Below are 22856 nucleotides of genomic sequence, written 5' to 3'. Positions count from 1 at the left end.
CTCATCTATTTTACTCGTTTGTTGTTCTGTTGTGAATAAAAGACGGTTGCCTTATGGCGGCGGGCGTCCACTTGTATGGTCTGTCGTGTCTGCCAGCTCCGGCGGTGTCATCAGGAGTCGGGGTCCTGTGTTGATGAGGGCGACGTTGAACAGCCCGGACGCCTCGACAGCAAGCGACCCAAGAGCACGCTCGATGTTCTGCAGACGACGCTGGTTCGGGACGAGCCACACCACCTGGGGGAAGACGCCTTCGCGCTGTTGCTCGACGCCGCTACGCCAGTAGGCGACGTAGCGAGCCGACTTGCGCACGATGGTCGGCAGGCTTTCGGTGGCCAAGTCGACCTCGACGAACACGCGGCGTTCGACAGCCTGGAAGCCGATGCGCACGTAGGCGTCAGGCTTGAGGACGACCAGCTCCCCGCCGCTGCCCGTGAAGTGCCGCCAGCAGTTCGGCTCGCTGGCGAACGTGAGCAGTACCGCTTGGCTCTGTCGCTCAGACTCGCGGAGACCGACGTACAGCTCGGCCACCCCCAGCATGTGGTTTTGGAAGTAAGGCGTGGTCTCCCAGACTCGCCGCCGCCTCCCTCCTCCCGCTGGGCCGCTGACGTCCAGGACCGCCTGACCAAGCGCCGACAGGCCATAGATGAAGCCGGAGGAACCTCCTCGGACACCACCGATGCCACGGGACAGGCGAACCACCAGGGCCAAGGCTTGAAGTCGCTTCATGAGGTACTGGGTGCGGCGGATGCGTGAGCCGGGTGCGCCATCAACCAGGTACAGCCGCTGAACTTGAGCATTGGTCAGCAAGCGGAAGCGGTAGAGCGAGTCGAGCACCGCCAGCGCGCGGGTGTCGAGCTGGGCCCGTAGACGGAGCGCCTGGACATGAAGTCGTCGCCCGGTCATGAGGAGGCTCCTGACAGGGAGAGAGTCGTTGGCACCTCCAAGCGATTGACAGAGGCGAGCAGGCTGTTTATGGCAACGCGACACGTCAGGCGAACCGAAGGGGGAAGCGAAGCCATCACGCGGCGCTCCGCGGGCCGATGCCGATCGGTCCATCCGGGCGGGTAGTCCCTCCTCGCCAACGGGAGACGAGCTGAGCATCAAGCTCGTTGCCCGAGACGCCGTAGCGCTGCTGGCTTGCGAGGCGCAACTCAGCCGAGTTGGACGAGGCGGCTCCAAGTGGGCGGCTCTGCACGATGAACGGCTTGGTCATGGTGTTGCCGAGCACCAGGCGGCAGTACGCCTGAAAGCGGCCGAGCCGTTCAAGGTCGGTCGCTGTGGTGCCATCACCGAAGACCTGAGCGAGGTCGCGGGTGTCGTCGGTGCTGGGATGGAAGGCCATACGGGAGCGGGCGTTGGCGAAGAAGGCCGCCTTCAGCGTGGGCGAGAGCTGGCCGAGGTGTTGGTGGGCGGCCGTTAGAGACACGCCGAGCGCCCGCGCCTGGGCCAGGAGTTCGCCGATATCGACCGGCAGCTTCAGGTAGTCCTGGATCTCGTCGATCACCACCATCACCGGATGCCGCTCGGCGAGCGGGACAGTGGCGCGTCGCTGGATGGCCTGCCAGAGCTGAGTGAGGAGAAGGGCGCCAGTCATGCTCGCAGTCTCGGCACCGAGCACACCGGCATTGAGGTTCACCAGCACGATGCGGCGCTGGGTGAACAGGTCGTCCAGTGTGAACCGCGGCGCAGCTTGGCCGAGCAGGTGACGGAGCGCGGAGCGGCTGAGGAAGGCCCGCGTCTTGTTGAGAACCGGTGCGATGGCCTGAGCGCGCTCGGCGTCAGACAGGTTGTCGTACCAAGCAAAGAAGGGCGCGAGCACCAAAGGATCGGTGACCTCGGTGAGCACCTGACGGCGGAAGGTCGCGTTGGTCAGCAGCACCGGCAGGTCCGCCAGTGAACCATCCCGGCTGCGAGCCAAGGCCGTCAACGCGTGCAGCAGGACGTCGGCACTCCGCGGACCGATGCTGGAGCCGAAGACCTGGCGGAACAGATGCATCACTAAGTCCGCCCGTCGTTCGGCTTCCTCGGGAGAGCCAGCCAACGGGTTGACGCCAACGACATGCCCACTCAGACCGGGCTCGATCACGACAACGTCGTCGCGACGCGTGGCCGGAACCGCCTTCAGTACGTCGTCAACAAGATCACCACGCGGTTCGATCAGCAGCACACCGTGGCCTGCGCGCATGTCGGCCCTGACAAAGGAAGCGAGCTGCGTTGACTTGCCAGAGCCGGTCACGCCGGTGACGTGTACATGATGAAGCGCGGTTGCTACAGGCATCGTGACGAGCTGGTGCTCGTCGGCCGGATGCAGACTGCGCCCGAGCACGCGCACGGCAGCCGTGTGGTGAGGCTGGTCAGCCGGGATGAGGAGCGACGGCGGGGCAGGATGTGCCTGTGGTGGCTGGTCGCTGAGTTCATCGAAGGGGTAGCCGAGAAGTGACGCCAGCTCGGCCGCGTTGAGGATGCCCGACCACCGTTGCGAGCGCGGCACACTGGTGATGGTGCGCCCACCACGACGGGATGCGAGCGAGCTGCGGATCTCCGTGTAGCTGGCGCTTGCCAGCGAGACCGCTTGGGCCAACATCTGCACCACCGCAGCGGTTCGCTCGAGCCGGGCGGTTCGTGCGCCCACACGTCCGTGGACAGCGAACAACGGCTCAACCGTCTTGCGCCGCCAGTGCTGCAACTGGTCGCTCCGAGTTGGCGGCGTGCCGCGAAGACCCAGGAGATGGGCTAGGGAGAGCGCCTGAGGTGGTTCGGTGTGTCGTCGTTGGGCAGGCCCTATCACCCACTGCAGGACGGCCGATTCATCGTTTCCCAATGACCGAAGCACGTCATGAAGCCCTGCGCTGACACTTGGTGCCATGTCGAGGCGAAGCGGTTGCGACAAGCCAGTGATACGTAGATCGCTCACGAGGAACGGTGTCGGCCGCTGTGGCGTCGAGGTGGCTGTCAAGACGAGGCGCGGAACCTGTGCGCGCAGTTGGTCCGGAAGCGACGTGGACAAGTTCAGATCCATGCCGAGCAGCCAGTAGGGCTGGCCTGCATAGGCGCGTAGCTCGATCACAACTAGCGGCGTGCGCCCGAGTAAGCCGAGTTGCGGACGATGCGCGAGCGGGCGAATTAAGTTAGTAAGAGTGGCTAGATCAAGCGTCAGGGGGAAATGGATAGTAAACCAGATCAGTCCGCCCGCGTCGACGTGCGACTGATTGGATGACGGCATGACAGGTGTCGTAGTAGTCATATACCTCCTTTCTAGTATACGTTCATCGTTCTGTTTATATATGCGTCGCTGATGCTAGGAGATGACCCGCTCAGTCTCACGCAACTATGCGGAGACTGAGCGGGGCGGAGCGCACGGACTATGAGCCGTTGCGTGAACCGGGCAGGCGTCCGCGAGTACCGCGGGCGCTGCGCAGAACCTGTTCCATGTCAGGTGCGGCCTTGTTGAAGTCGCTCACGCGGACGTAAATCTCGCGAGTGGTGGTGTCCGGCATGCGGACTTCCAAGATCACCAAGTCGCCGATGTCCTTGAATGATCCGAGCTCGGTCACCAAGACATCGAGTGCCTTGGGCTGGTCGATGGTGGGGTGCTGCCTGACGACCACTTGCGCGAAGTCGTCGTCGGACCCTTCCGTGCCAGAAAGATCAGACACCTTTCTACTGACGATGGCCATGCTTACTCCAGATAGTTGTAAATGAGGTGAGCGGTGTTGCCCAAGCCTCTACCTCCATTTACGCATGGAGATAGAGGCTTGCATATGGTAGAAAAATGTGGTGCCTGTAGGTGGCTGGCGCACGTTCGATGGGCTTCACGGTTGCATGTGGTTGATCGTCGGTGCTTGGATTTAGATCCAACACGAAGCCCTTGTAACGCTGCCAGCCCTTACGGCGATATGAGGGCAACCGCTGTGGGTTTTTGATTGGAGCAGATGGCGATGGGGAAATTCTGGGACGATCTGAAGTTAGCGCTCAAGGACCAGATCGCAGGCAGCATGAAGTACGGGGCCTCAACGTCGTACCGGCACAATCGGGCCGCGATCGAGGCCGCAAGAGCCGAGCGTGAGGCCCGCGAAGCCCGTGAGCGTAACCTGGGAAACGAAGAGTTTGGTGCGAACGGCACCTTCGAAGGACATCACGCTTTAATCGAATCCGGCTACACAACTGACGGTCAAGCAAAAGTTGATATCTACTACGGGGGGCGTGGCGGCCCGCTGGGTAAAGGTCACGGACATCTCGTAAAACTTCGCGATGGCGACAGTGTGGTCTACTGGCGTCTTCCGCAATCTGAAGGCGGGCGCGTAATCACAGACAATAGACGAGGGCTCCAGTAGCCCTTGGCGATGGCCTGTTCATTTATCTTCTGTTAATATAAATATTGTATGAACGATTCATTCGAAGACCATTCACCGCTTTCTAACTGGGATATTATATCTTGGGATATCCATCATGATGTGAGCCCGGCTGAAATCTGCGTAAAGATCTTGAATATGTCAAATAGCAACGAGGATTCGGATGAACTTGGCTCAGCCGATTTCGCCGAAGTGGTTTATCTGGCAAGGCTGTATATTAATGGCCAGGGGGACTCGGGACGTATTTGGGGCAGAATAACAGGAGTGATAGCGCAATCCTCCCGCAACGGTGGAGAGCGGTAGATGCGTGGGCCTGGTTCAGCGAATGATGTGGGTCCTGCTTCTTCGGTTCAACACTCCACCCGGGCCAGCGGCGTCCCGCTAAAAGTGCAGGACGCCGCCGTGATCGCCAAGCTTCGGCTGCTCGTCAGTGCAGCCAGACGATCTCAATCAGCTCTGGGTCGAAGTACCAGCCGTTCTTATCCGGCCACCGCTTCGCTCCCGTCCGCCCAGGATGGATTACCACCTTCTCGACCACCAGCCTAATGACACTGGCTCGCCACTCCATGCTGGCGGTCTCCCAAACCTCTCGTAGACCGCCGTCAGTCGGGACGGCGAGGCTCTTGGCTTTGGCACTGAGCAGTTGCTTCTTCTCGGTCTCTGCGAGCGCAAGCTTCTCTTTGATCAGCGCCACCATCACCCGGTAATCGTCTTTATCGTGCTCACCGGCCGCGTACTCCGCCGCAAGCACTTCGCGGCGCGCCTGAAGCTCGGCCAGCTCTTGGATGATCGCTGTCATGCGCTCTTCGTTGTCGGCAGGCGCAAGCGCTCTTGCTACTTCCGGCGAGTCGAAGCGGTACAGAACCTGCTCGCTCACGAACTGCTCGACCGCGTCCGCGATCCGGAAAACGGTGCAGCAGCCGACGCGGAAGCCGTGGCGATCCCACTTCTTGCAGGCATAGCGGCGCTGGCGGACAACGCTGCCGTCACGCTTCGTGTATGTCTTGCCTTGGCCGAACATCTCGCCGCCGCACACATGCCCTTCACGCTCGGTGTCCCGCCACGTACCGCCACAGTAAACGATGCCGGTCAAAAGGTAGGTACGGCTCTTAAGGCGTCCCGGGCTGTACCAGAGCTTATTGCGACCGTTGAACATTGCAGTGAGCGCGTCATGTTCGGCCCGAGTGAAGACATACGGCCACCTCGCGCGGTGGCGTTCGTTGTGGTGAATGCGGGTAGCGCCAGTCTCTGGGTTCTGCAAGCAAGGGCAGTCCGTCGGGTGGCCGATTGGGTCGAATTTAACGTAGCTCTCGTTGAGCAGTGTCCGCTTGAACGGGCCAACGCTCCACGGGCCGCCTAGCGCCCTCGTGATACCGCGCCGGTTCCAGTCCCTAATGATGTCGAACTGGCTTTCTCCGGCCAGCGTCCGGCGCTTGCCTTCCTGAAGCGCAGCGATCTCGTGCTCGCGCACCTGGTACGGGTCGCAGATGTCTTTGCCTGTCGCAGGGTTGTGTCCAATGGTCTTGCCGTACCCGTAGAGGCGTCGCCCGCCGCCCGTCTTACCCTCGCGGGCATCTTGCAACTTTTTACGAAGAACGCGCTCCTGTAGCTCCTCGGCTTCGCCCGCGTCATTGGCGGCTTGATAACGAGCCATGCGCCGATTGGCGGCTACCTGGAGATCAAGGAACTGCCCGCGAACGTAGTAGAACTGAATGCCATGGCGGCGAGCCAGCTTAATTTGCTGTTCACTCTCTTCCGGTTTGCGAGTAAGACGGCTCGTCGTGTAGCTGAGCACGATCTTGATCGGGCCGGTTTCGAGGAGGCCCATCATCTCTTCGTAGTTCGGTCGGTGCTCGTCCGTGTTCGTGCTGGCAGACAGGTCGTTGTCCACGAACTTTCTGACCAGCGTCACGCCGAGATATTCGGCCAGCTTGTCGATGTCTTCATCTTGGCGCTTAACGCCAAGTTCCTTACCCTCGCGGTCATCGCTGATCCGCTCGTAGGCGTAAGCTAGTTGTCCCTTCAATGAGTCTTTCATTACGCTGCGTATCCTTTACATTACTTATTGTAAAGGATGCATAGGAATTTGACGAGTACGCGATCGGCACGCTGGCCGCCGCCGCGCTCGCCCTGGTGCTGCTCTCGCTGTTGAACGGCGACTGGGTGGAAGGGCTGCTGCGAGGGCTGCTGCTGCGGGCTTTCACGGTGGACTGGTGAAGCGGGCCGCGCTCGGTGACGACCGGGGCGGGGTGACGGTCGAGGCGGCGGTGGCGGTGTGCGGGTTGGTCGTCGTCCTGGTGCTCGGCGTGTCGGCCGTGATGGCGGTCGTCGGCCAACTCCGGTGCACCGACGCGGCTCGGGAGGCGGCGCGGTTGGTCGCTCGCGGGGACGAGGGGCGGGTGGCGGGCGTGGTCGAGCAGGTGGCGCCGCGGGGCGCCCGGTGGGCGGTTCGGCGGGAGGGGGACACGGCTCGGGTGGAGGTGACGGTCGAGCGGCTGGGCGTCGAACTGCGGGCACGCGCCTACGCAGTGCTGGAGCCGGGAGTGGCTGACGGGTGATGTGGGTCGGGTCGCGGGCCCGGCACGGGAGTTGGAGCGGGGAGGCGGATTGGAGGCGCGCGCTGCCTGCACGGGGCGGCGGGAGAGGGCGGCAGGTGGAACGAGGGGCGGGTGGGGCGGTCGGCGGACTGCATGCGCACGGCGCGGGCAGCGGGCAGCGGGCAGCGAGAGGCGGGCAGCGGGAGGCGGGAGGCGGGAGGTGAGGCAGGGAGGTGGGAGGCGAAGCAGAGGCGCCGGCAGGGCAGCGGGAGCAGAGCAGAGCAGAGGCGGCGGGGCAGGACAGCGGGAGCGGAGCAGGGAGGCGGAGCAGGGCATGGAAGCGGTGGGGCAGGGCGTGAAGGCGGTGGGACGAGGCTGGGGGCGGGGTGGAGCGGCTGGCGGATTGCATGCGCGCGCTGCCGGCGCGAGCAGCGGGGCAGCGGGAGGCGGGTAGCGGGGCAGGGAGGCGGCGGGGGCGGAGCGGGGCGGTAGGGCGAGGCGGTGGAGTGGAGTGGGTTGGAGGTGTGACGGGAGGCGAACTGGAGGTGGTGCGGGGCGGTGAGCGATGAGGTGGTGCAGGGAGGTGGAGCGAGGAGGTGCGCTGGAGGTGGCGTGGGGAGGCGGGGTGGAGCGGGTGGTCGAGCGGGGCGGTGGAGCGAGGCGGTGGGGTGGCGGAGGAGTGGGAGGTGGGGTGGAGCAGTGGTCGAGTGGGGGAGTGGGAGGTGGCTGATGGGTGGGATGGGTCGGCTGGGTGACCGGGGGTCGGCCTCTGTCGTCGCGGTCGTGGTCGTGGCGGTGTGGTTCGGGCTCGTGGTGGTCGGGGTTCGAGTAGGGGAGGTGGTGGTGGACAGGCACCGGTTGGGTGCGGCGGCGGATTTGGGGGCGTTGGCGGCGGCTGGGCAGTTGAGTGGCGGGGTGTCGGAGGCCTGCGCGCGGGCTGGGTGGGTGGTTGAGCGGATGGGTGGGCGGTTGGCCGCGTGCCTGGTGGAGGGCTGGGAGGTGACCGTGCGGGTCTCCGGCGAGGCGGGGGTGTTCGGCGCGCTCAGCGCGCAGGCGCGTGCCGGTCCGGCCGAACCGTGACCCCTACTCCTCGCGACGAACGGTCGTCCAGTGGCGGTGAGCGGACTCACACGACCGCAGATCCGCGGCTTGGTGGTGGATGGGCGAGCTCGGCGGCGTTCGGTCGGCCGCCCTCGCCCGTCGCGTTGGCCGTGCCACAACGACCAGTTGTCGACTCGCGGTTACCAAAACCACCGGTCATGGCGTTAGTTCAAGTGGTGGCACCGACACGGTGTCGAACACCACGCGACACGCTGTCGTGAACGGCAGCGCAGGAGGCGAACGAAAGATGGAGTGGTCGGATAGCTGGCGCGGGGCCTTCCGCATCGAGCTGCGCGCAGAGGCGGTCAACCTCGCGTGGCACGGGTGGCCTGTGCTGCCGGGCACCTATCCGGCGGGCGACCAGTGGGCCGGGCGCGAGGGCGTCGACGGCGTCGAGGACCACGGCCCGGTGCCGGTCCACGCCGACTGGCAGGAGCGCATCGGCACCAAGGCGGAGCAGGTCGCCACCTGGTGGACCGGCCACTCCTACAGCATCCTGCTGGCCACCGGCCACGGCGTGGACGCCATCGAGGTCGACGCCGAGCTCGGCCGCCGGGCCGCGGTCGCGCTGCGCGCCACCGGCGTGCCCGTCCCGATCGTGGCGACCCCGCAGGGCCGCTGGATGTTCCTGGTCGCCTCCGGCGGCGGGATGGTCGCCGACGCCGAGGTCCGGCACTACGGCAAGGGCGAGTACGTCTCGCTGCCGCCGAGCCCGTGCCAGGTCGGCGTCGTGCACTGGCGGGTCAAGCCGCAGATCTGCGCGTGGCAGCTCCCGCACGCGGACGTGGTGCGCGAAGCCCTGGTGCTCGCCGCCGACCGCACCTCCGACTACGGCCTGGTCGCCGCCGACCGGTCGTGACCGACGTGGCCGTGCCGGACGTCGTGGCGTCTCTCCCCGACCACCCCGAGCACGACGTCCAGCACGGCCACACCGCCCGCCTTGTCCAGCGGATCGTTGCCGTTCCCGCACTTCGGCGACTGCACGCAGGACGGGCACCCGGCCGGACACGCGCAAGCCGCGATGGCCTCCCGAGTAGCGACCAACCAAGGGACGACCGCGTTGAACCCGCGGTCGGCGAACCCGGCTCCCCCGGGATGACCGTCGTGCACGAACACCGTCGCCTCCCCGGTGTCCTGGTGCAGCGCGGTCGAGACGCCGCCGATGTCCCACCGGTCACAGGTCGCGAAGAGCGGTAGCAGGCCGATCGCCGCGTGTTCGGCGGCGTGCAGTGCGCCGGGGACGCGCGCCGGAGCCAGACCGGCGCCCCCCGGCGCACTGCCCAGCAACTCCGCCGACACCGTGTACCAGACCGCCCGCGTCACCAGCGTCTGCGCGGGCATCGACAGCGGCACCGCGTCGACCACCTGCCCGGACGACAGCTTCCGCAGGTAGCCGACGACCTGCGACGTCACCTCGACCTCGCCCAGGCACACCGCCACCCCGTCGAACGCGCGCTGCTCCAGCACCCGCACCACCGAGATGTCCTTGGTGTCCCGCGCGGTCGTCGTCCAGTCCGGCTTCTCCGAGTGCACCAGCGCGAGCCCGCTCTCCAGGTCCAGCTCGTCCACCACGTACGACTCGCCCTGGTGCAGGTAGACCGCTCCGGAGTGGACCTGCCAGCACGCCGACGCGTGGTCCACCGTACCGAGCATCCGCCCCGAGTCGGCCTCCACCACCACGACCTGCTCGCCGCCGGACCTGCGGATGTCCACCTCGCCGTGCGGCCGGTCGTGCGACGTCCAGTACCACCCGTTCGGCCGCCGCCGCAGCACCCGGCGCGCCACCATGTCCTCCACCACCGCCAGCGCCGCGTCACCGCCGAACGACGCCAGCGACTCCGGCGTCAGCGGCAGCTCGGCCGCCGCGCAGGCCAGCTGCGGCTCCAGCACGTACGGGTTCGCCGGGTCCAGCACGGTCGCCTCGACCGGCTTGTCCAGCACCGCCGACGGGTTGTGCACCAGGTAGGTGTCCAACGGGTCGTCCCGCGCCACGAACACCACCAGGGCGTCGGTGTCCCCGGTCCGCCCCGCCCGCCCGGCCTGCTGCCAGAACGACGCCAACGTTCCCGGGAACCCGGCCACCACCACCGCGTCCAGCCCGACGATGTCGACGCCCAGCTCCAGCGCGTTCGTCGTCGCCACGCCCAGCAGCTCGCCCGACGACACCGCCCGCTCCAGCGCCCGCCGCTCCTCCGGCAGGTACCCGCCGCGGTAGGCGGCCACCCGCCCGGCCAGCGCCGGCTCGACCTCCGACAGCACCCGCCGCGCGCCCAGCGCGGTCAGCTCCGCGCCCACCCGCGACCGCACGAACGCCAGCGACCGCGCGCCCTCCACCACCAGGTCGGCCAGGATGCGGGCCGTCTCCGCGCCCGCCGAGCGCCGCACCGGCGCGCCGTTCTCGCCCTCCAGCTCGTCCAGCAGCGGCGGCTCCCACAGCGCCACCGTCCGCCCGGCGCGCGGCGAGCCGTCCTCCGTCACCGCCGCCACGTCCGCGCCGAGCAGCGCCGACGCCGACGCCGCCGGGTCGGCCACCGTCGCCGACGCCAGCACGAACACCGGGTCCGCGCCGTACCGCTGGGCGACCCGCCGCAGCCGCCGCAGCAGCAGCGCCACGTGCGAGCCGAAAACACCCCGGTAGGTGTGGCACTCGTCGACCACCACGTACGACAGCCGGCGCAGGAACCGGATCCACCGGGCGTGGTGGGGCAGCACGCCCCGGTGCAGCATGTCCGGATTGCTGAACACCCAGTTGGCGTGCGCCCGCACCCAATCCCGCTCCGCCACCGGGGTGTCGCCGTCGAACGACGCCGCGCGCACACCGGGCACCGCCAAACCGGTCACCGACCTCAACTGGTCCGCGCCCAGCGCCTTGGTCGGCGAGAGGTACAGAGCTGTTGCCCTCGGATCAACTGTCAACGCGCTCAGGACCGGCAATTGGTACGCCAGCGATTTACCCGAAGCGGTACCCGTAGCCACGACTACGTGTGATCCGGACCACGCCAGCTCCGCCGCTTCGGCCTGGTGCCGCCACGGCTCCGCGACCCCGCGCTCCACCAGCGACGACACCAGCGCGGACGGCGCCCACGACGGCCACGGCACTGGTTGCGCAGGTCGCGGCGGCTGGTTCTCGGTGTGCGTCAACGGGGATTCGCCCGCCGGGACACCGGCGAGGACGCGGTCCAGCAAACGACGTCCCTGGTTCGCCACGTGGCGCAGCTTCGCACACCCGGCCGACTTCCGGACCCTGCCTGTGCGGATAACGGTGTGTGTACGGATCGGGACTCGTCGTTGCCTACTTGCGGACTATGAATAGACTCCGCCGACATCGCATCCAATGAGGGGTGCATCACGTTGTGTCGGGGCTGACAGTCGCGTGAGTGACCCGCCTCACAGCAGCGGGGTGGCCCTGACATTGGGCTTGGAAAACTCACCAGGAGGACGGATGTCCCGGCAATTCCTCGCGGAGGGCCTAGAGCTCTCCGGAGGTGATCGCGGCCTCGTGGCCGTGGTCGCCGTGGTCGCCCTGGCTGCCCTGGCCGTGGGCTACGTGCTGCTCCGGGAGGTGCTGGCCGCGGGCCAGGGCACCTCCAAGATGCAGGACATCGCCAAGGCGGTCCAAGAGGGCGCAGCGGCCTACCTCAACCGGCAGTTCCGAACGCTCGGCATCTTCGTCGTCATCGTGTTCGTGCTGCTGTTCGCGCTGCCCGCCGAGGACATTGGGGAGCGGATCGGCAGGTCGCTGTTCTTCCTCGTCGGCGCCGGCTTCTCCGCCATCATCGGCTACCTCGGCATGTGGCTGTCGACCCGCGCGAACGTGCGCGTCGCCGCCGCGGCCAGGGAGAACGGCGGCCGGGAGAAGGCCATGCGGATCGCGTTCCGCACCGGTGGCGTGGTCGGCATGTTCACCGTCGGCCTCGGCCTGTTCGGCGCGGCCCTGGTCGTGTTCGTCTACGTCGGCCAGGCGCCCAGGGTGCTGGAGGGCTTCGGCTTCGGCGCGGCCCTGCTCGCCATGTTCATGCGGGTCGGCGGCGGCATCTTCACCAAGGCCGCCGACGTCGGCGCGGACCTGGTCGGCAAGGTCGAGCAGGGCATCCCCGAGGACGACCCGCGCAACGCCGCCACCATCGCCGACAACGTGGGCGACAACGTCGGCGACTGCGCCGGCATGGCGGCCGACCTGTTCGAGTCCTACGCCGTCACCCTGGTGGCGTCGCTGATCCTCGGCACCGCCGCGTTCGGCGCGAAGGGCCTGCTGTTCCCGCTGATCGTCCCCGCGATCGGCGTGATCACCGCGGTCATCGGCGTCTACATCACCAGGGCGCGCACCGGCGAGAACGGCCTGTCCGCGATCAACCGCTCGTTCTACATCTCGGCGGTCATCTCGGCGGTGCTGTGCACGATCGCGGCGTTCCTCTTCCTGCCCAGCTCGTTCGCGGGCCTCGCGGGCGTGACCGAGGAGATCGCGGCCACCAGCGGCAACCCGGCCTGGATCGCCGCCATCGCGGTGATCATCGGCATCCTGCTGGCGGGCGTCATCCTGTGGCTGACCGGCTACTACACCGGCACCGAGCACAAGCCCGTCAAGGAGGTCGGCCGCACCTCGCTCACCGGCGCGGCGACCGTCATCCTGTCCGGCATCTCGGTCGGCTTCGAGTCGGCGGTCTACACCGCGCTGGTCATCGGCGGCGCGGTCTACGGCGCGTTCCTGCTGTCCGGCTCGGTCGTCGTGTCGCTGTTCGCGGTCGCGCTGGCCGGCTGCGGCCTGCTGACCACGGTCGGCGTCATCGTGGCCATGGACACCTTCGGCCCGGTCTCCGACAACGCGCAGGGCATCGCCGAGATGTCCGGCGACGTCGACGGCGAGGGCGCGCAGATCCTCACCGAGCTGGACGCGGTGGGCAACACCACCAAGGCCATCACCAAGGGCATCGCGATCGCCACCGCCGTGCTGGCGGCGACCGCGCTGTTCGGCTCCTACAAGGACGCCATCGAACAGGCGCTGCGGGACGTGCAGGTCGGCCTCGCCGACGTGCCGGTGTCGTTCAGCAACGTCGTGTTCAGCCCGAACGTGCTGGTCGGCGTCATCATCGGCGCGGCCGTGGTGTTCATGTTCTCCGGTCTCGCGGTCAACGCGGTGACCCGCGCGGCGGGCGCGATCGTGTTCGAGGTGCGCCGCCAGTTCCGCGAGAACCCCGGGATCATGGACGGCACGGTCAAGCCGGAGTACGGCCGGGTCGTGGACATCTGCACGAAGGACTCGCTGCGCGAGCTGGCCACCCCCGGCCTGCTGGCGGTGCTGGCCCCGATCGCGGTCGGCTTCGGCCTCGGCGTCGGCCCGCTGGCGGGCTACCTGGCCGGCGCGATCGCCACCGGCACCCTGATGGCGGTGTTCCTGGCCAACTCCGGTGGCGCCTGGGACAACGCGAAGAAGCTGGTCGAGGACGGCAACCACGGCGGCAAGGGCTCCGACGCCCACGCCGCGACCGTCATCGGCGACACCGTCGGCGACCCGTTCAAGGACACCGCCGGTCCGGCCATCAACCCGCTGATCAAGGTGATGAACCTGGTCTCGGTGCTGATCGCGCCCGCCATCGTCGGGTTCACCGTCGGCTCGGGCGAGTCGGCGGGCATCCGGTACGCGATCGCGATCGTCGCGGTGATCGCCATCGTGGCGGCCGTGGTCGTGTCCAAGCGGCGCGGCACGGCCATCGCGGACACCCCGGCGGAGGCCACCACCTCCGCCTGATCGACCGCACTAGGGCGGGGCGTCCCGGTCGGGGCGCCCCGCCCTCGCGCGTCCACGGCGCCGCGGATGTGGCGGGGGTCGGGTGGCCTCGCCCGATTGGGGGCACACTGTCCGGTGATGACCAGAACTGTTGGGAGCACCCTGATGAGACTTCTTCCGCTGGTCGCCGCGCTGGCCGTGGCGGTCGCCGGGTGCGGTTCCGGGGACGACGGCGCCGCGCCGACGTCGTCCGCGGAACCGTCCGACGCGGCGGCGGTGGAGTACATGGACAAGGTGTGCACGGCGGCGGCGTCGTTCGCCACGGTGCCCAAGACGCCACCGCAGCTCGACGCGAACGACCCGGCCAAGCTCAAGGCCGACATGGGCGCGTACATGGGCCAGATGGCCGACGCCTTCACCCAGACCGCGACCGGGCTGCGCGGCGTCGGCCCGTCGCCGGTGGCGGGCGGTGACGAGCAGGTGGAGCAGATGGCGGTGACGTTCACCGGGATCGCGAAGAACTTCTCCGACGCCAAGGCCGCCATCGAGGCCGCGGACGCCAACGACCCGGTCGGTGGGCTCCAAGCCGCGGGCGAGGCCATCACTCGACTGGATGATTTCGTCGCGCCGCTGAAGCAGCTGGAGGCGTCGCCGGAGCTGTCCGAGGCGGCCGAGAAGGCCGAGTCCTGCCAGGGCCTGCGGACGCTGAGGCCGTCCGAGTCGGCCGCACCCACGTCGTAGTAGGTTGCCCCCTCACCTTTTTCACCATTGGGGGCATTCGTGAAGCACCGCGTCGCGCTTGCGGGCGTGTTCGCCGCCGTACTGGTCACCTCCGCGTGCGGCGGTGGCGGTTCGTCCTCGTCGGGGTCGTCCACCGCCGCCGCCACCACGACCACGACCGCGGCGGCGAGCGCTGACCCGGTCGAGTGGACCGGCACGTTCTGCGACGGCGTCGGGCCCACGGTCGAGGGCCTGATGACCCCTGCTCAAGACGATGTTCGAAGGCGGCGCCGAGGACACGGCGCTGCAGAAGACCGCGATGCTCGACTACACCGCGAGCGCGGGCAAGGCGTTGACGGAGTCCGGCGAGAAGCTGGCGGACCTGGGCGCGCCCTCGGCGGAGGCGCAGCAGCTGCACGACGAGCTGGTCAAGTTCTTCCAGGACTCCGGCGAGGAGCTGGGCAAGGCCAACACCGAGCTGGCCGCGCTCGACCCGAACGACCCGGAGTTCAGCACCAAGCTCGGCGAGCTGGGCGGCGACCAGGCCGAACCGTCGAAGCTCCAGGAGCAGATCAAGAAGCTCCAGGAGGACCCGAAGCTGGCCGAGGCGTTCCAGAAGGCGCCGCAGTGCGCCAAGATGGCGGAATCGCTGAAGTCCCTGGGCAGCTGACACCGGTGGGACGGCTGAGGCTGATGGGGTACGTGGTTCAGCCCTTCGGAGACTGGCCGTGGTCGAACGTGTGTTCTACGCTGCGTCTTCGTGGGGCAACTGTCCTTCTACTCGGCCGAGGCGCGCCAGCCTTGCGTCGGTGACCTGGCGGGCCTGCTGTGCGGGCCCGGCCAGGCGCTGGGCTTCGCCCGCGGACGTGCGGCCCGGGTGTCGGTGGGAGTCGACACCCGGGACCGGGCCGCCGCCGTGCTGGCCGTGCTGGCCGAGCGCGGGGTGCAGGCGCGCGTCGAGCTGGTCCGGGTGGCGCCGGCCCAGGACGAGCCCGCCGGGGAACCGCCCGCGGCCGAGGTCGCGCACGACCTGGTGGCGGAGGTCGAGGCCGAACCGCCGGACGAGCCGGTCGAGCCGGCCGACGACGAGTCGGACGGGTTCCAGCCGGTGGTGATCGGGTCGGGCCGCAGCGGACCGGCCGCCCCCGAACCAGACCCGACCGAACCAGACCCGACCGAACCAGACCCGACCGAACCAGACCTGGCCGAACCCGACCCGACCGAACCCGACTTGGTCGCGCCCGACCAGGCCGAAGCCGATCCGACCGAGGCCGAAACCCGGGTCGAACCCGAGGCGGAGGCCGAAGCGGAGGCCGAACCCGAGGTCGGGCCCGAAGCGGGACCCGAAGCCGGCGCGGAGCCGGAGGTCACCGAGTCCTGGCAGGTCATGACCCCCTTCCGGGCCGACCTGGCCGGGTTGGCCGGGCAGTGGTTCGACGGCTGCCGCAAGGTCGTCCCACCCGACTTCACCCTCGACGGCGGCGCGCTGCGGCTGTGGGCGCTGGCGGCCGGCCGGTGGGTGGAGTCCGGCTCCGGGTACCTCCTGGGCCTCGACCCGACCGCGCCCGACACGCACGAAACCCTCCGAAAAGCGTTGGCCACGTCGGGCCTGCCCTCGACACTCTTGTCCGACGGAGCCGGGGGACCGGCGCTGCGGGTGGTCGGCAGACGGCGGCTCGAACGGCTGGCGGAGCTGGTCGGACGGGCGCCGCGGGGCGTTGCCGAGCGCACCTGGCCGGCCGCGTAGCGCGTCCTCCTGGCGGAGGATCCGGCACAGTTGTGTCACCCTGTCCCGACCAGGGCTGCCCAGCGGCGACATAGGACAGTGCACACTGGCGGGTCGGGACACAGTGTTCGAAGAGAGCGGGACGGCGTGGCTGGATCGACACGGGCGAGGAAGACAAACGGGGGATCAGCGAGCGGCAACCGGCGGTTGGTGATCGTCGAGTCGCCCACGAAGGCGCGGAAGATCGCGTCCTACCTCGGCAACGACTTCGTCGTGGAGTCATCCAAGGGGCACATCCGGGACCTGCCCCGGGGCGCCGCCGACGTGCCCGCGAAGTACAAGGGCATGCCGTGGGCCCGGCTGGGCGTGGACGTGGACCACGACTTCGAGCCGCTGTACGTCGTCACGCCCGACAAGAAGGCGACCGTCGCCGAGCTGAAAGAGCTGCTGAAGGACGTCGACGAGCTCTACCTCGCGACGGACGGCGACCGCGAGGGCGAGGCCATCGCCTGGCACCTGCTGGACACGCTGAAGCCGAAGGTCCCGGTCCGGCGGATGGTGTTCCACGAGATCACCGAGCCCGCGATCCTCGCCGCCGCCGCGAACCCGCGCGACCTGGACCAGGACCTGGTCGACGCCCAGGAGACCCGCCGCATCCTCGACCGCCTCTACGGCTACGAGGTCAGCCCGGTGCTGTGGAAGAAGGTCATGCCGAAGCTCTCGGCGGGCCGCGTGCAGTCCGTGGCGACCCGGATCGTGGTCGAGCGCGAGCGGGAGCGGATGAAGTTCGTCACCGCCTCGTACTGGGACGTCTCGGCGACCATGGACGCGGGCGCCGACGCCTCGCCGCGCACGTTCGGCGCGCGCCTGGTCGCGGTGGACGGCACGCGCCTGGCCGCCGGTCGCGACTTCGGGCCCGACGGCAGGCTGAAGGCCGGGCCGGGCGGGGCCACCCCCGACGTCCGGGTGCTGGACGAGGCGCAGGCCAGGGCCATCGCCGAGGGCCTGGTCAACGCCACCATGACGGTGTCCTCGGTCGAGGAGAAGCCGTACTCGCGCAAGCCGTACGCGCCGTTCATGACGTCCACGCTCCAGCAGGAGGCGGGCCGCAAGCTGCGCTTCTCGGCGGACCGCGCCATGCGCACCGCGCAGAAGCTGTACGAGAACGGCTACATCACCTACATGCGCACCGACAGCACCACGCTGTCGGAGACCGCGATCGCGGCGGCGCGGGCGCAGGCCACCGAGCTGTACGGCTCGCAGTACGTGTCCAAGGAGCCCCGCCAGTACACCCGCAAGGTCAAGAACGCGCAGGAGGCCCACGAGGCGATCCGCCCGGCGGGCGAGGTGTTCCGCACCCCCGGCCAGGTCGCCCGCGAGCTGGAGTCCGACGAGTTCAAGCTGTACGAGCTGATCTGGCAGCGCACGATCGCCTCCCAGATGGCCGACGCCAGGGGCAACACGACGTCCGTGCGCATCACGGGCGCCACGGCGGCCGGCGAGGAGGTCACGTTCGCCGCGTCCGGTCGCACGATCACCTTCGCGGGCTTCCTCAAGGCGTACGTGGAGACGGTCGACTCCGAGGCCGGCGGCGAGTCCGACGACGTCGAGTCGCGCCTGCCGCAGCTGGCCAAGGACCAGTCGGTGTCGGCGGCCGAGCTGTCCCCGGACGGCCACTCGACCTCGCCGCCGCCGCGCTTCACCGAGCCCAGCCTGATCAAGACGATGGAGGAGCTGGGCATCGGCCGCCCGTCCACCTACGCCTCGATCATCAGCACCATCCAGGACCGCGGCTACGTGTGGAAGAAGGGCTCCGCCCTGGTCCCGTCGTGGGTGGCGTTCGCCGTGGTCGGGCTGCTGGAGCAGCACTTCGGCCGGCTGGTCGACTACGACTTCACCGCCGCGCTGGAGGACGAGCTGGACGGCATCGCCGCCGGTCGCCAGGAGCGCACCACGTGGCTGTCCGGGTTCTACTTCGGCGGCAACGTCGGCCCGGAGTCCTCGGTCGGCCGGTCCGGCGGGCTGAAGAAGCTGGTCGGCTCCAGCGTCGAGGAGATCGACGCGCGCGAGGTCAACTCGATCCCGCTGTTCTCCGACGTGGAGGGCCGCACGGTCTACGTCCGGGTCGGCCGGTACGGGCCGTACCTGGAGCGCGAGGTCGAGGGGCCGGACGGCGCGGCGAGCGCGCAGCGGGCGAACCTGCCCGACGACCTGCCGCCGGACGAGCTGAACCGCGACATCGCGGAGAAGCTGTTCGCCACGCCGCAGGAGGGTCGCTCGCTGGGCAACGACCCGGTCACCGGGCACGAGATCGTGGCCAAGGAGGGCCGGTTCGGCCCGTACGTGACCGAGGTGCTGCCGGAGGCGGCGGAGGGCGCGAAGAAGGCGCCGAAGCCGCGCACCGGCTCGCTGTTCAAGTCGATGTCGCTGGACTCGGTGACGCTGGACGACGCGCTGAGGCTGCTCTCGCTGCCGCGCGTGGTCGGCAAGGACCCGGAGACCGGCGCGGAGATCACCGCGCAGAACGGCCGGTACGGGCCGTACCTGAAGAAGGGCACCGACTCGCGGTCGCTGACCAGCGAGGACCAGCTGTTCACGGTCACCCTGGACGAGGCGCTGAAGATCTACGCCGAGCCGAAGAAGCGGGGTCGGGCGGCGGCCGCGCCACCGCTGAAGGAGCTGGGCGCGGACCCGGTGTCCGGCAAGCCGATGGTGGTCAAGGAGGGCCGGTTCGGCCCGTACGTGACCGACGGCGAGACCAACGCCTCGCTGCGCAAGTCGGACAGCGTCGAGGGCCTGTCCGACGAGCGGGCGGCCGAGCTGCTGGCCGAGAAGCGGGCCAAGGGGCCGACGACCAAGAAGAAGGCCCCGGCGGCCAAGAAGGCGCCCGCGCGGAAGAAGGCCCCGGCGAAGTCCAAGGGCTAGGGGAGGCGACGCGGTGGACGGTGGTCTGTTCGGCCGGGACGGGACGCAGGCCGCCCCGCCACCGCGGGTGTTCCCGGACCCGCTCGCCGGGTTGGTGACGGGCGAGCACCGCTACCGGCCGGCGGGGGCGCCGGTCGCGCCGCCGGTCGTGGCGCCGCCGCCCGCCCCCGTCCCGCCGGCGCCGCCGATCCGCCGCGCACCTGCTCGTCGGGCGGCCCGACCGGCGTCCGGGCACGTGACGGGCACGCCCGCCGCGCACGTCCCGCACGCCGGCCTGGCCCGCCACCAGCCCGACCGGGCCGACCGCCCCGACCCGAAGAAGGGCCGGGGCGCGCTGGTCGGGTGCCTGATCGCGCTGGCCGCCCTCGGGGGACTGCTGTTCACCGTGCTGCGCGAGATCGTCGAGGCAGTGGTCGACCTGGTGCGGTGATCCCGTTCCGGTCACCCGAACGGCCCAGGTGGTCGGTCGCGTGAATCGGTCCGGCTACCCTTACGTCCTGCACCATCGGCGGGGGTGAGCACCATCCAAGACGGCGGCACAGCGGCCTCGACCAGCCACCGGATTCGCAGCGTGTTGGCGATCCGGCCGTTCCGCAGGCTCTGGGGTGTCACCTTTCTGTGCAGCGTCGGTGACTGGTTGTCGTTGCTGGCCCTGACCGGCTTGGTCACCAAGATGATGGACAGCTACCAGTGGCAGAGCTTCTCGCTCAGCCTGGTCGTGCTGACCCAGCTGCTGCCCGGCATCCTGTTCGCGCCGCTCGGCGGCGTGCTGGCGGACCGGTTCGACCGCCGCAAGATCATGGTGGTCTGCGACCTGCTGCGGGGCGGCCTGTTCATCTCGATCGCGCTGGTCGGCACCGCGTGGTGGCTGTTCATCGCGAACTTCCTGGTCGGCTGCTGCGCGATGCTGTGGATCCCGGCCAAGGACTCGGCCGTGCCGAACCTGCTGCGCCGGCCCGACCAGGTGGAGACGGCCAACCAGCTCGGCCTGGTGATGACCTACGGCATCTCGGTCATCTCCGGCGCGGGCCTGTACTCGATCATCTCCGGCATCCCCGGCTACCTGGGCCTGCAGAACAGCGACCTGGAGTTCCGGATCGCGACCATCGCGGTCATGGTGAACGGCGCGCTGTACGTGACGTCGGCGATCATCGTCGCGACCCGCATCCCGGAGCTGTCCGGCCGGATCGCCGCGGTCAAGCGCACCCGGGAGGACGGCGAGGCGCCCGGCTTCTTCGCCATGCTGCGCGACGGCATGAAGTACGCGGCCCGCACGCCGCTGGTCCGCGGCCTGGTCATCGGCATGATCGGCGCGTTCGCCGCGGCCGGCGCGGTGATCGGCACGGCCACCCCCTACTCGCTGTCGCTGCTGGGCGGCGACTCCGCGTTCGGCCTGCTGTTCGTGGCCGTGTTCGCCGGCCTGGCGCTGGGCATGGCGACCGCGCCGCGGATGGCCCGGCGGCTGCCGTACGACCGGCTGTTCGGCGTGACGATCCTGGTCGCGGGCCTGAGCCTGCTGTTCGTGGCGTTCGCGCCGCACCTGTGGGTGGCGCTGATCGCGGTGGCGTTCGTCGGCGCGTCGGCGGGCATGGCGTTCCTGACCGGCCTGACCATCGTCGGCGCGCAGGTCGAGGACGCGATGCGCGGCCGGACCGTGGCGCTGCTCCAGTCGCTGCTCAAGGTGGTGCTGTTCGCCTCGTCGGCCACCGCGCCGCTGCTGGTCACCCTGGTGCAGAAGCGCACGATCACGATCTTCGACCACCCGATGCAGGTGGACGGCACCCGGCCGGTGCTGTTCGGCGCGGGCGTGATCGCCGCGCTGCTCGGGCTGATCGCCTACCGGCAGATGGACAACCGGCGCACCGAGCCGTTCCTGTCCGACGTGCTGGCCGCGCTGCGCGGTCGGGCCCGGCGGACCGGCGGTCTGCTGATCGCCGTCGAGGGCGACACCCGGCAGGACACGTCCGTGCAGGCCAGGAGGCTGGCCGAGGCGTTGCGCGAGACCGGGCGCGAGGTGGTGCTGGCCTCCGACCCGGACCTGGACGAGCAGCGGCTGCGCAACCTGCTGACCACCGCCGACCTGGCCGGGGTGCGGGCGCACGCGCTGGTGTCGGCGGCCGTGCGGGCGGACGTGGTCGAGCGCGAGGTGCGGCCGGCGCTGGACAACGGCGCGCTGGTCGTCATGGAGCGCTACGTCGACAGCCCGCTGGCGCACTTCAGCGCGGCGGGCAGCGTGGAGCCGCGCGAGGTGGAGGGCCTGGTCGACTGGGCCACCGGGCGGCTGCGGCCGGACGTGACCGTGCTGCTGGACCGGACGCCGTCGCAGGTCCGGGCCTCGGGCGGCACGCTGGACACGGTCGAGCACCACTGGCGGGTGCAGAAGCTGCTGACCGACATGGCGTCGGCCGACCCGGAGCGCTACGTCGTGGTCGACGCCGACGGCACCGAGGACGAGGTGGCCGAGCGGGTGCGGACCGCGGTGCTGCCGCTGCTGGCCCGGCGGACCAGGATGCCGGTCAAGCCGGTGGCGGGGACGTCCTGACGGATCGGTACGGTCGCCCGGTGAACCGTGGTGTGTGGGGCGACGTCGTCGGTCAGCCCGAGGCGGTCGCGGTGCTGTCGGCGGCGGCGGAGGCCGCCGCGTCGATCGTGGCGGGCGGCTCGCCCGCGCCCGGCGCGATGACGCACGCGTGGCTGTTCACCGGACCTCCCGGCTCGGGGCGCTCGGCGACGGCCCGGGCGTTCGCCGCGGCGCTGCAGTGCACCGCCGCGGACGACCGGCCCGGCTGCGGCTCGTGCGCGGGCTGCCACACGACGTTGGCCGGCACGCACGCCGACGTGCGGGTCGTCGCGCCCGAGGGGCTGTCGATCCCGGTGGCCGAGATGCGGTCGCTGGTGCAGGTGTCGGCCCGCCGGCCGACGTCCGGGCGGTGGCAGGTGGTGATCATCGCCGACGCCGACCGGCTCACCGAAGGCGCGGCGAACGCGCTGCTCAAGGCCGTCGAGGAGCCGCCGGCGCGGACCGTGTTCCTGCTCTGCGCGCCCTCCGACCACCCCGAGGACGTGTCGGTGACCATCCGGTCCCGGTGCCGGATCGTCTCGCTGGCCACGCCGCGCGCGGCGTCGATCGCGTCGGCGCTGGAGCACGAGGGCGTGGCGCCGGAGGTGGCGGCGTGGGCGGCCTCGGTGTGCGGCGGGCACGTCGGCCGGGCGCGCCGGCTGGCGACCGACGAGCAGTCCCGGGCGCGGCGCGAGGCCGTGCTGCGGATTCCGATGGCGCTGCGCCGACCCGCCGACATCTTCACCTGCGCCGACCAGCTCGTGTCGGCCGCCGAGGGTGACGCGCAGACCGCGAACGAGGGCCGCGACCAGGCCGAGCGCGAGGCGTTGGAGACCGCGATGGGCGGTGGTGGCACCGGCAAGGGCACGGCCGCCGCCACCCGCGGCGCCAAGGGCGCGTTGAAGGACCTGGAGAAGCGGCAGAAGTCGCGGGCCACCCGGACCCAGCGCGACTCGCTGGACCAGGCGCTGGTCGACCTGGCCGCGTTCTACCGGGACGTGCTGGTGACCGCGACCGGCGCGGCGGCCGTGCTCAACCACCCGGACCGGGCCGAGGACGCCAGGTCGGCGGCGGCGTCGTGGACGCCGGAGTCGACGCTGCGCCGGCTGGAGGCCGTGCTCGGCTGCCGGACCGCGCTGGAGCTGAACGTCAAGCCGCGGATCGCCGTCGAGGCGATGCTGACCACGCTCCAGCGGGGCTGAGGTCCGGC

19 protein-coding genes are annotated in these 22856 nt (G+C 69.5%); 14 read left to right on the top strand and 5 right to left on the bottom strand.

From position 1 onward, the window contains the following. Positions 1 to 51: 51 nt before the first annotated feature. From AB0F89_RS05605 to AB0F89_RS05595, 3 genes are all read right to left on the bottom strand, one after another. Positions 52 to 903 carry a replication-relaxation family protein gene (locus AB0F89_RS05605; protein ID WP_367133240.1) on the bottom strand — a complete coding sequence of 284 codons (852 nt, stop codon included), beginning with the start codon at positions 901 to 903 and terminating at the stop codon, positions 52 to 54. Between the two features lie 115 nt (positions 904 to 1018). Further along, positions 1019 to 3223 carry a type IV secretory system conjugative DNA transfer family protein gene (locus AB0F89_RS05600; protein WP_367133238.1) on the bottom strand — a complete coding sequence of 735 codons (2205 nt, stop codon included), beginning with the start codon at positions 3221 to 3223 and terminating at the stop codon, positions 1019 to 1021. 139 nt (positions 3224 to 3362) lie between these two features. Further along, positions 3363 to 3677: a hypothetical protein gene (locus tag AB0F89_RS05595; protein ID WP_367133236.1), complete on the bottom strand. Its 315-nt coding sequence runs from the start codon at positions 3675 to 3677 to the stop codon at positions 3363 to 3365. A 246-nt stretch (positions 3678 to 3923) separates the two neighbouring features. Here AB0F89_RS05595 and AB0F89_RS05590 point away from each other — a divergent pair, with 246 nt between their 5' ends. Continuing rightward, on the top strand, positions 3924 to 4334 hold the full coding sequence (locus tag AB0F89_RS05590; RefSeq protein WP_367133234.1) for a hypothetical protein: 411 nt from the start codon (positions 3924 to 3926) through the stop codon (positions 4332 to 4334). Positions 4335 to 4382: 48 nt separating this feature from the next. Next, positions 4383 to 4655: a hypothetical protein gene (locus AB0F89_RS05585; RefSeq protein ID WP_367133232.1), complete on the top strand. Its 273-nt coding sequence runs from the start codon at positions 4383 to 4385 to the stop codon at positions 4653 to 4655. A gap of 124 nt (positions 4656 to 4779) precedes the next feature. Here AB0F89_RS05585 and AB0F89_RS05580 read toward each other — a convergent pair whose 3' ends face one another. Next, positions 4780 to 6390, bottom strand: a complete 1611-nt coding sequence (locus AB0F89_RS05580; protein ID WP_367133230.1) for a recombinase family protein — start codon at positions 6388 to 6390, stop codon at positions 4780 to 4782. A gap of 62 nt (positions 6391 to 6452) precedes the next feature. On the opposite strand from AB0F89_RS05580, the gene AB0F89_RS05575 reads away from it, so the two are divergent. From AB0F89_RS05575 to AB0F89_RS05560, 4 genes are all read left to right on the top strand, one after another. Beyond that, positions 6453 to 6569: a DUF4244 domain-containing protein gene (locus AB0F89_RS05575; protein ID WP_367138721.1), complete on the top strand. Its 117-nt coding sequence runs from the start codon at positions 6453 to 6455 to the stop codon at positions 6567 to 6569. Then, positions 6566 to 6910, top strand: a complete 345-nt coding sequence (locus AB0F89_RS05570) for a TadE family type IV pilus minor pilin (RefSeq protein WP_367133228.1) — start codon at positions 6566 to 6568, stop codon at positions 6908 to 6910. Before AB0F89_RS05575 ends, AB0F89_RS05570 begins: the two co-directional genes overlap by 4 nt. 708 nt (positions 6911 to 7618) lie before the next feature. Beyond that, positions 7619 to 7969, top strand: a complete 351-nt coding sequence (locus AB0F89_RS05565; RefSeq protein WP_367133226.1) for an Rv3654c family TadE-like protein — start codon at positions 7619 to 7621, stop codon at positions 7967 to 7969. A gap of 268 nt (positions 7970 to 8237) precedes the next feature. Further along, positions 8238 to 8849: a bifunctional DNA primase/polymerase gene (locus AB0F89_RS05560; RefSeq protein WP_367133224.1), complete on the top strand. Its 612-nt coding sequence runs from the start codon at positions 8238 to 8240 to the stop codon at positions 8847 to 8849. Here AB0F89_RS05560 and AB0F89_RS05555 read toward each other — a convergent pair. Then, on the bottom strand, positions 8819 to 11197 hold the full coding sequence (locus tag AB0F89_RS05555) for a DEAD/DEAH box helicase (protein WP_367133222.1): 2379 nt from the start codon (positions 11195 to 11197) through the stop codon (positions 8819 to 8821). The two genes, AB0F89_RS05560 and AB0F89_RS05555, sit on opposite strands and share 31 nt — an antisense overlap. 235 nt (positions 11198 to 11432) lie before the next feature. On the opposite strand from AB0F89_RS05555, the gene AB0F89_RS05550 reads away from it, so the two are divergent. From AB0F89_RS05550 to AB0F89_RS05515, 8 genes are all read left to right on the top strand, one after another. Then, positions 11433 to 13736: a sodium-translocating pyrophosphatase gene (locus tag AB0F89_RS05550; RefSeq protein ID WP_367133220.1), complete on the top strand. Its 2304-nt coding sequence runs from the start codon at positions 11433 to 11435 to the stop codon at positions 13734 to 13736. Positions 13737 to 13880: 144 nt separating this feature from the next. After that, positions 13881 to 14456 (top strand): hypothetical protein, encoded by a 576-nt coding sequence (locus tag AB0F89_RS05545; RefSeq protein ID WP_367133218.1) that lies wholly within the window; start codon positions 13881 to 13883, stop codon positions 14454 to 14456. A 253-nt stretch (positions 14457 to 14709) separates the two neighbouring features. Next, positions 14710 to 15105: a hypothetical protein gene (locus AB0F89_RS05540; RefSeq protein ID WP_367133216.1), complete on the top strand. Its 396-nt coding sequence runs from the start codon at positions 14710 to 14712 to the stop codon at positions 15103 to 15105. A 90-nt stretch (positions 15106 to 15195) separates the two neighbouring features. Then, a complete protein-coding gene (locus AB0F89_RS05535; RefSeq protein ID WP_367133214.1) occupies positions 15196 to 16182 on the top strand; it encodes a hypothetical protein in 987 nt (328 codons plus the stop codon). Between the two features lie 126 nt (positions 16183 to 16308). Beyond that, positions 16309 to 19086 (top strand): type I DNA topoisomerase, encoded by a 2778-nt coding sequence (gene topA, locus AB0F89_RS05530; RefSeq protein WP_367133212.1) that lies wholly within the window; start codon positions 16309 to 16311, stop codon positions 19084 to 19086. Positions 19087 to 19099: 13 nt separating this feature from the next. Next, on the top strand, positions 19100 to 19516 hold the full coding sequence (locus AB0F89_RS05525; RefSeq protein WP_367133210.1) for a hypothetical protein: 417 nt from the start codon (positions 19100 to 19102) through the stop codon (positions 19514 to 19516). A gap of 84 nt (positions 19517 to 19600) precedes the next feature. Then, positions 19601 to 21628, top strand: coding sequence for a bifunctional MFS transporter/dTMP kinase (locus AB0F89_RS05520; protein WP_367133208.1), 2028 nt, complete (start codon positions 19601 to 19603; stop codon positions 21626 to 21628). Positions 21629 to 21648: 20 nt separating this feature from the next. Then, entirely contained in the window at positions 21649 to 22848 is a 1200-nt protein-coding gene (locus AB0F89_RS05515) for a DNA polymerase III subunit delta' (RefSeq protein WP_367133206.1), read from the top strand. Positions 22849 to 22856: the final 8 nt, after the last annotated feature.

Source organism: Saccharothrix sp. HUAS TT1, from assembly GCF_040744945.1.
Classification (GTDB): domain Bacteria; phylum Actinomycetota; class Actinomycetes; order Mycobacteriales; family Pseudonocardiaceae; genus Actinosynnema.
This window is presented reverse-complemented; position numbering and strand designations above follow the sequence as displayed.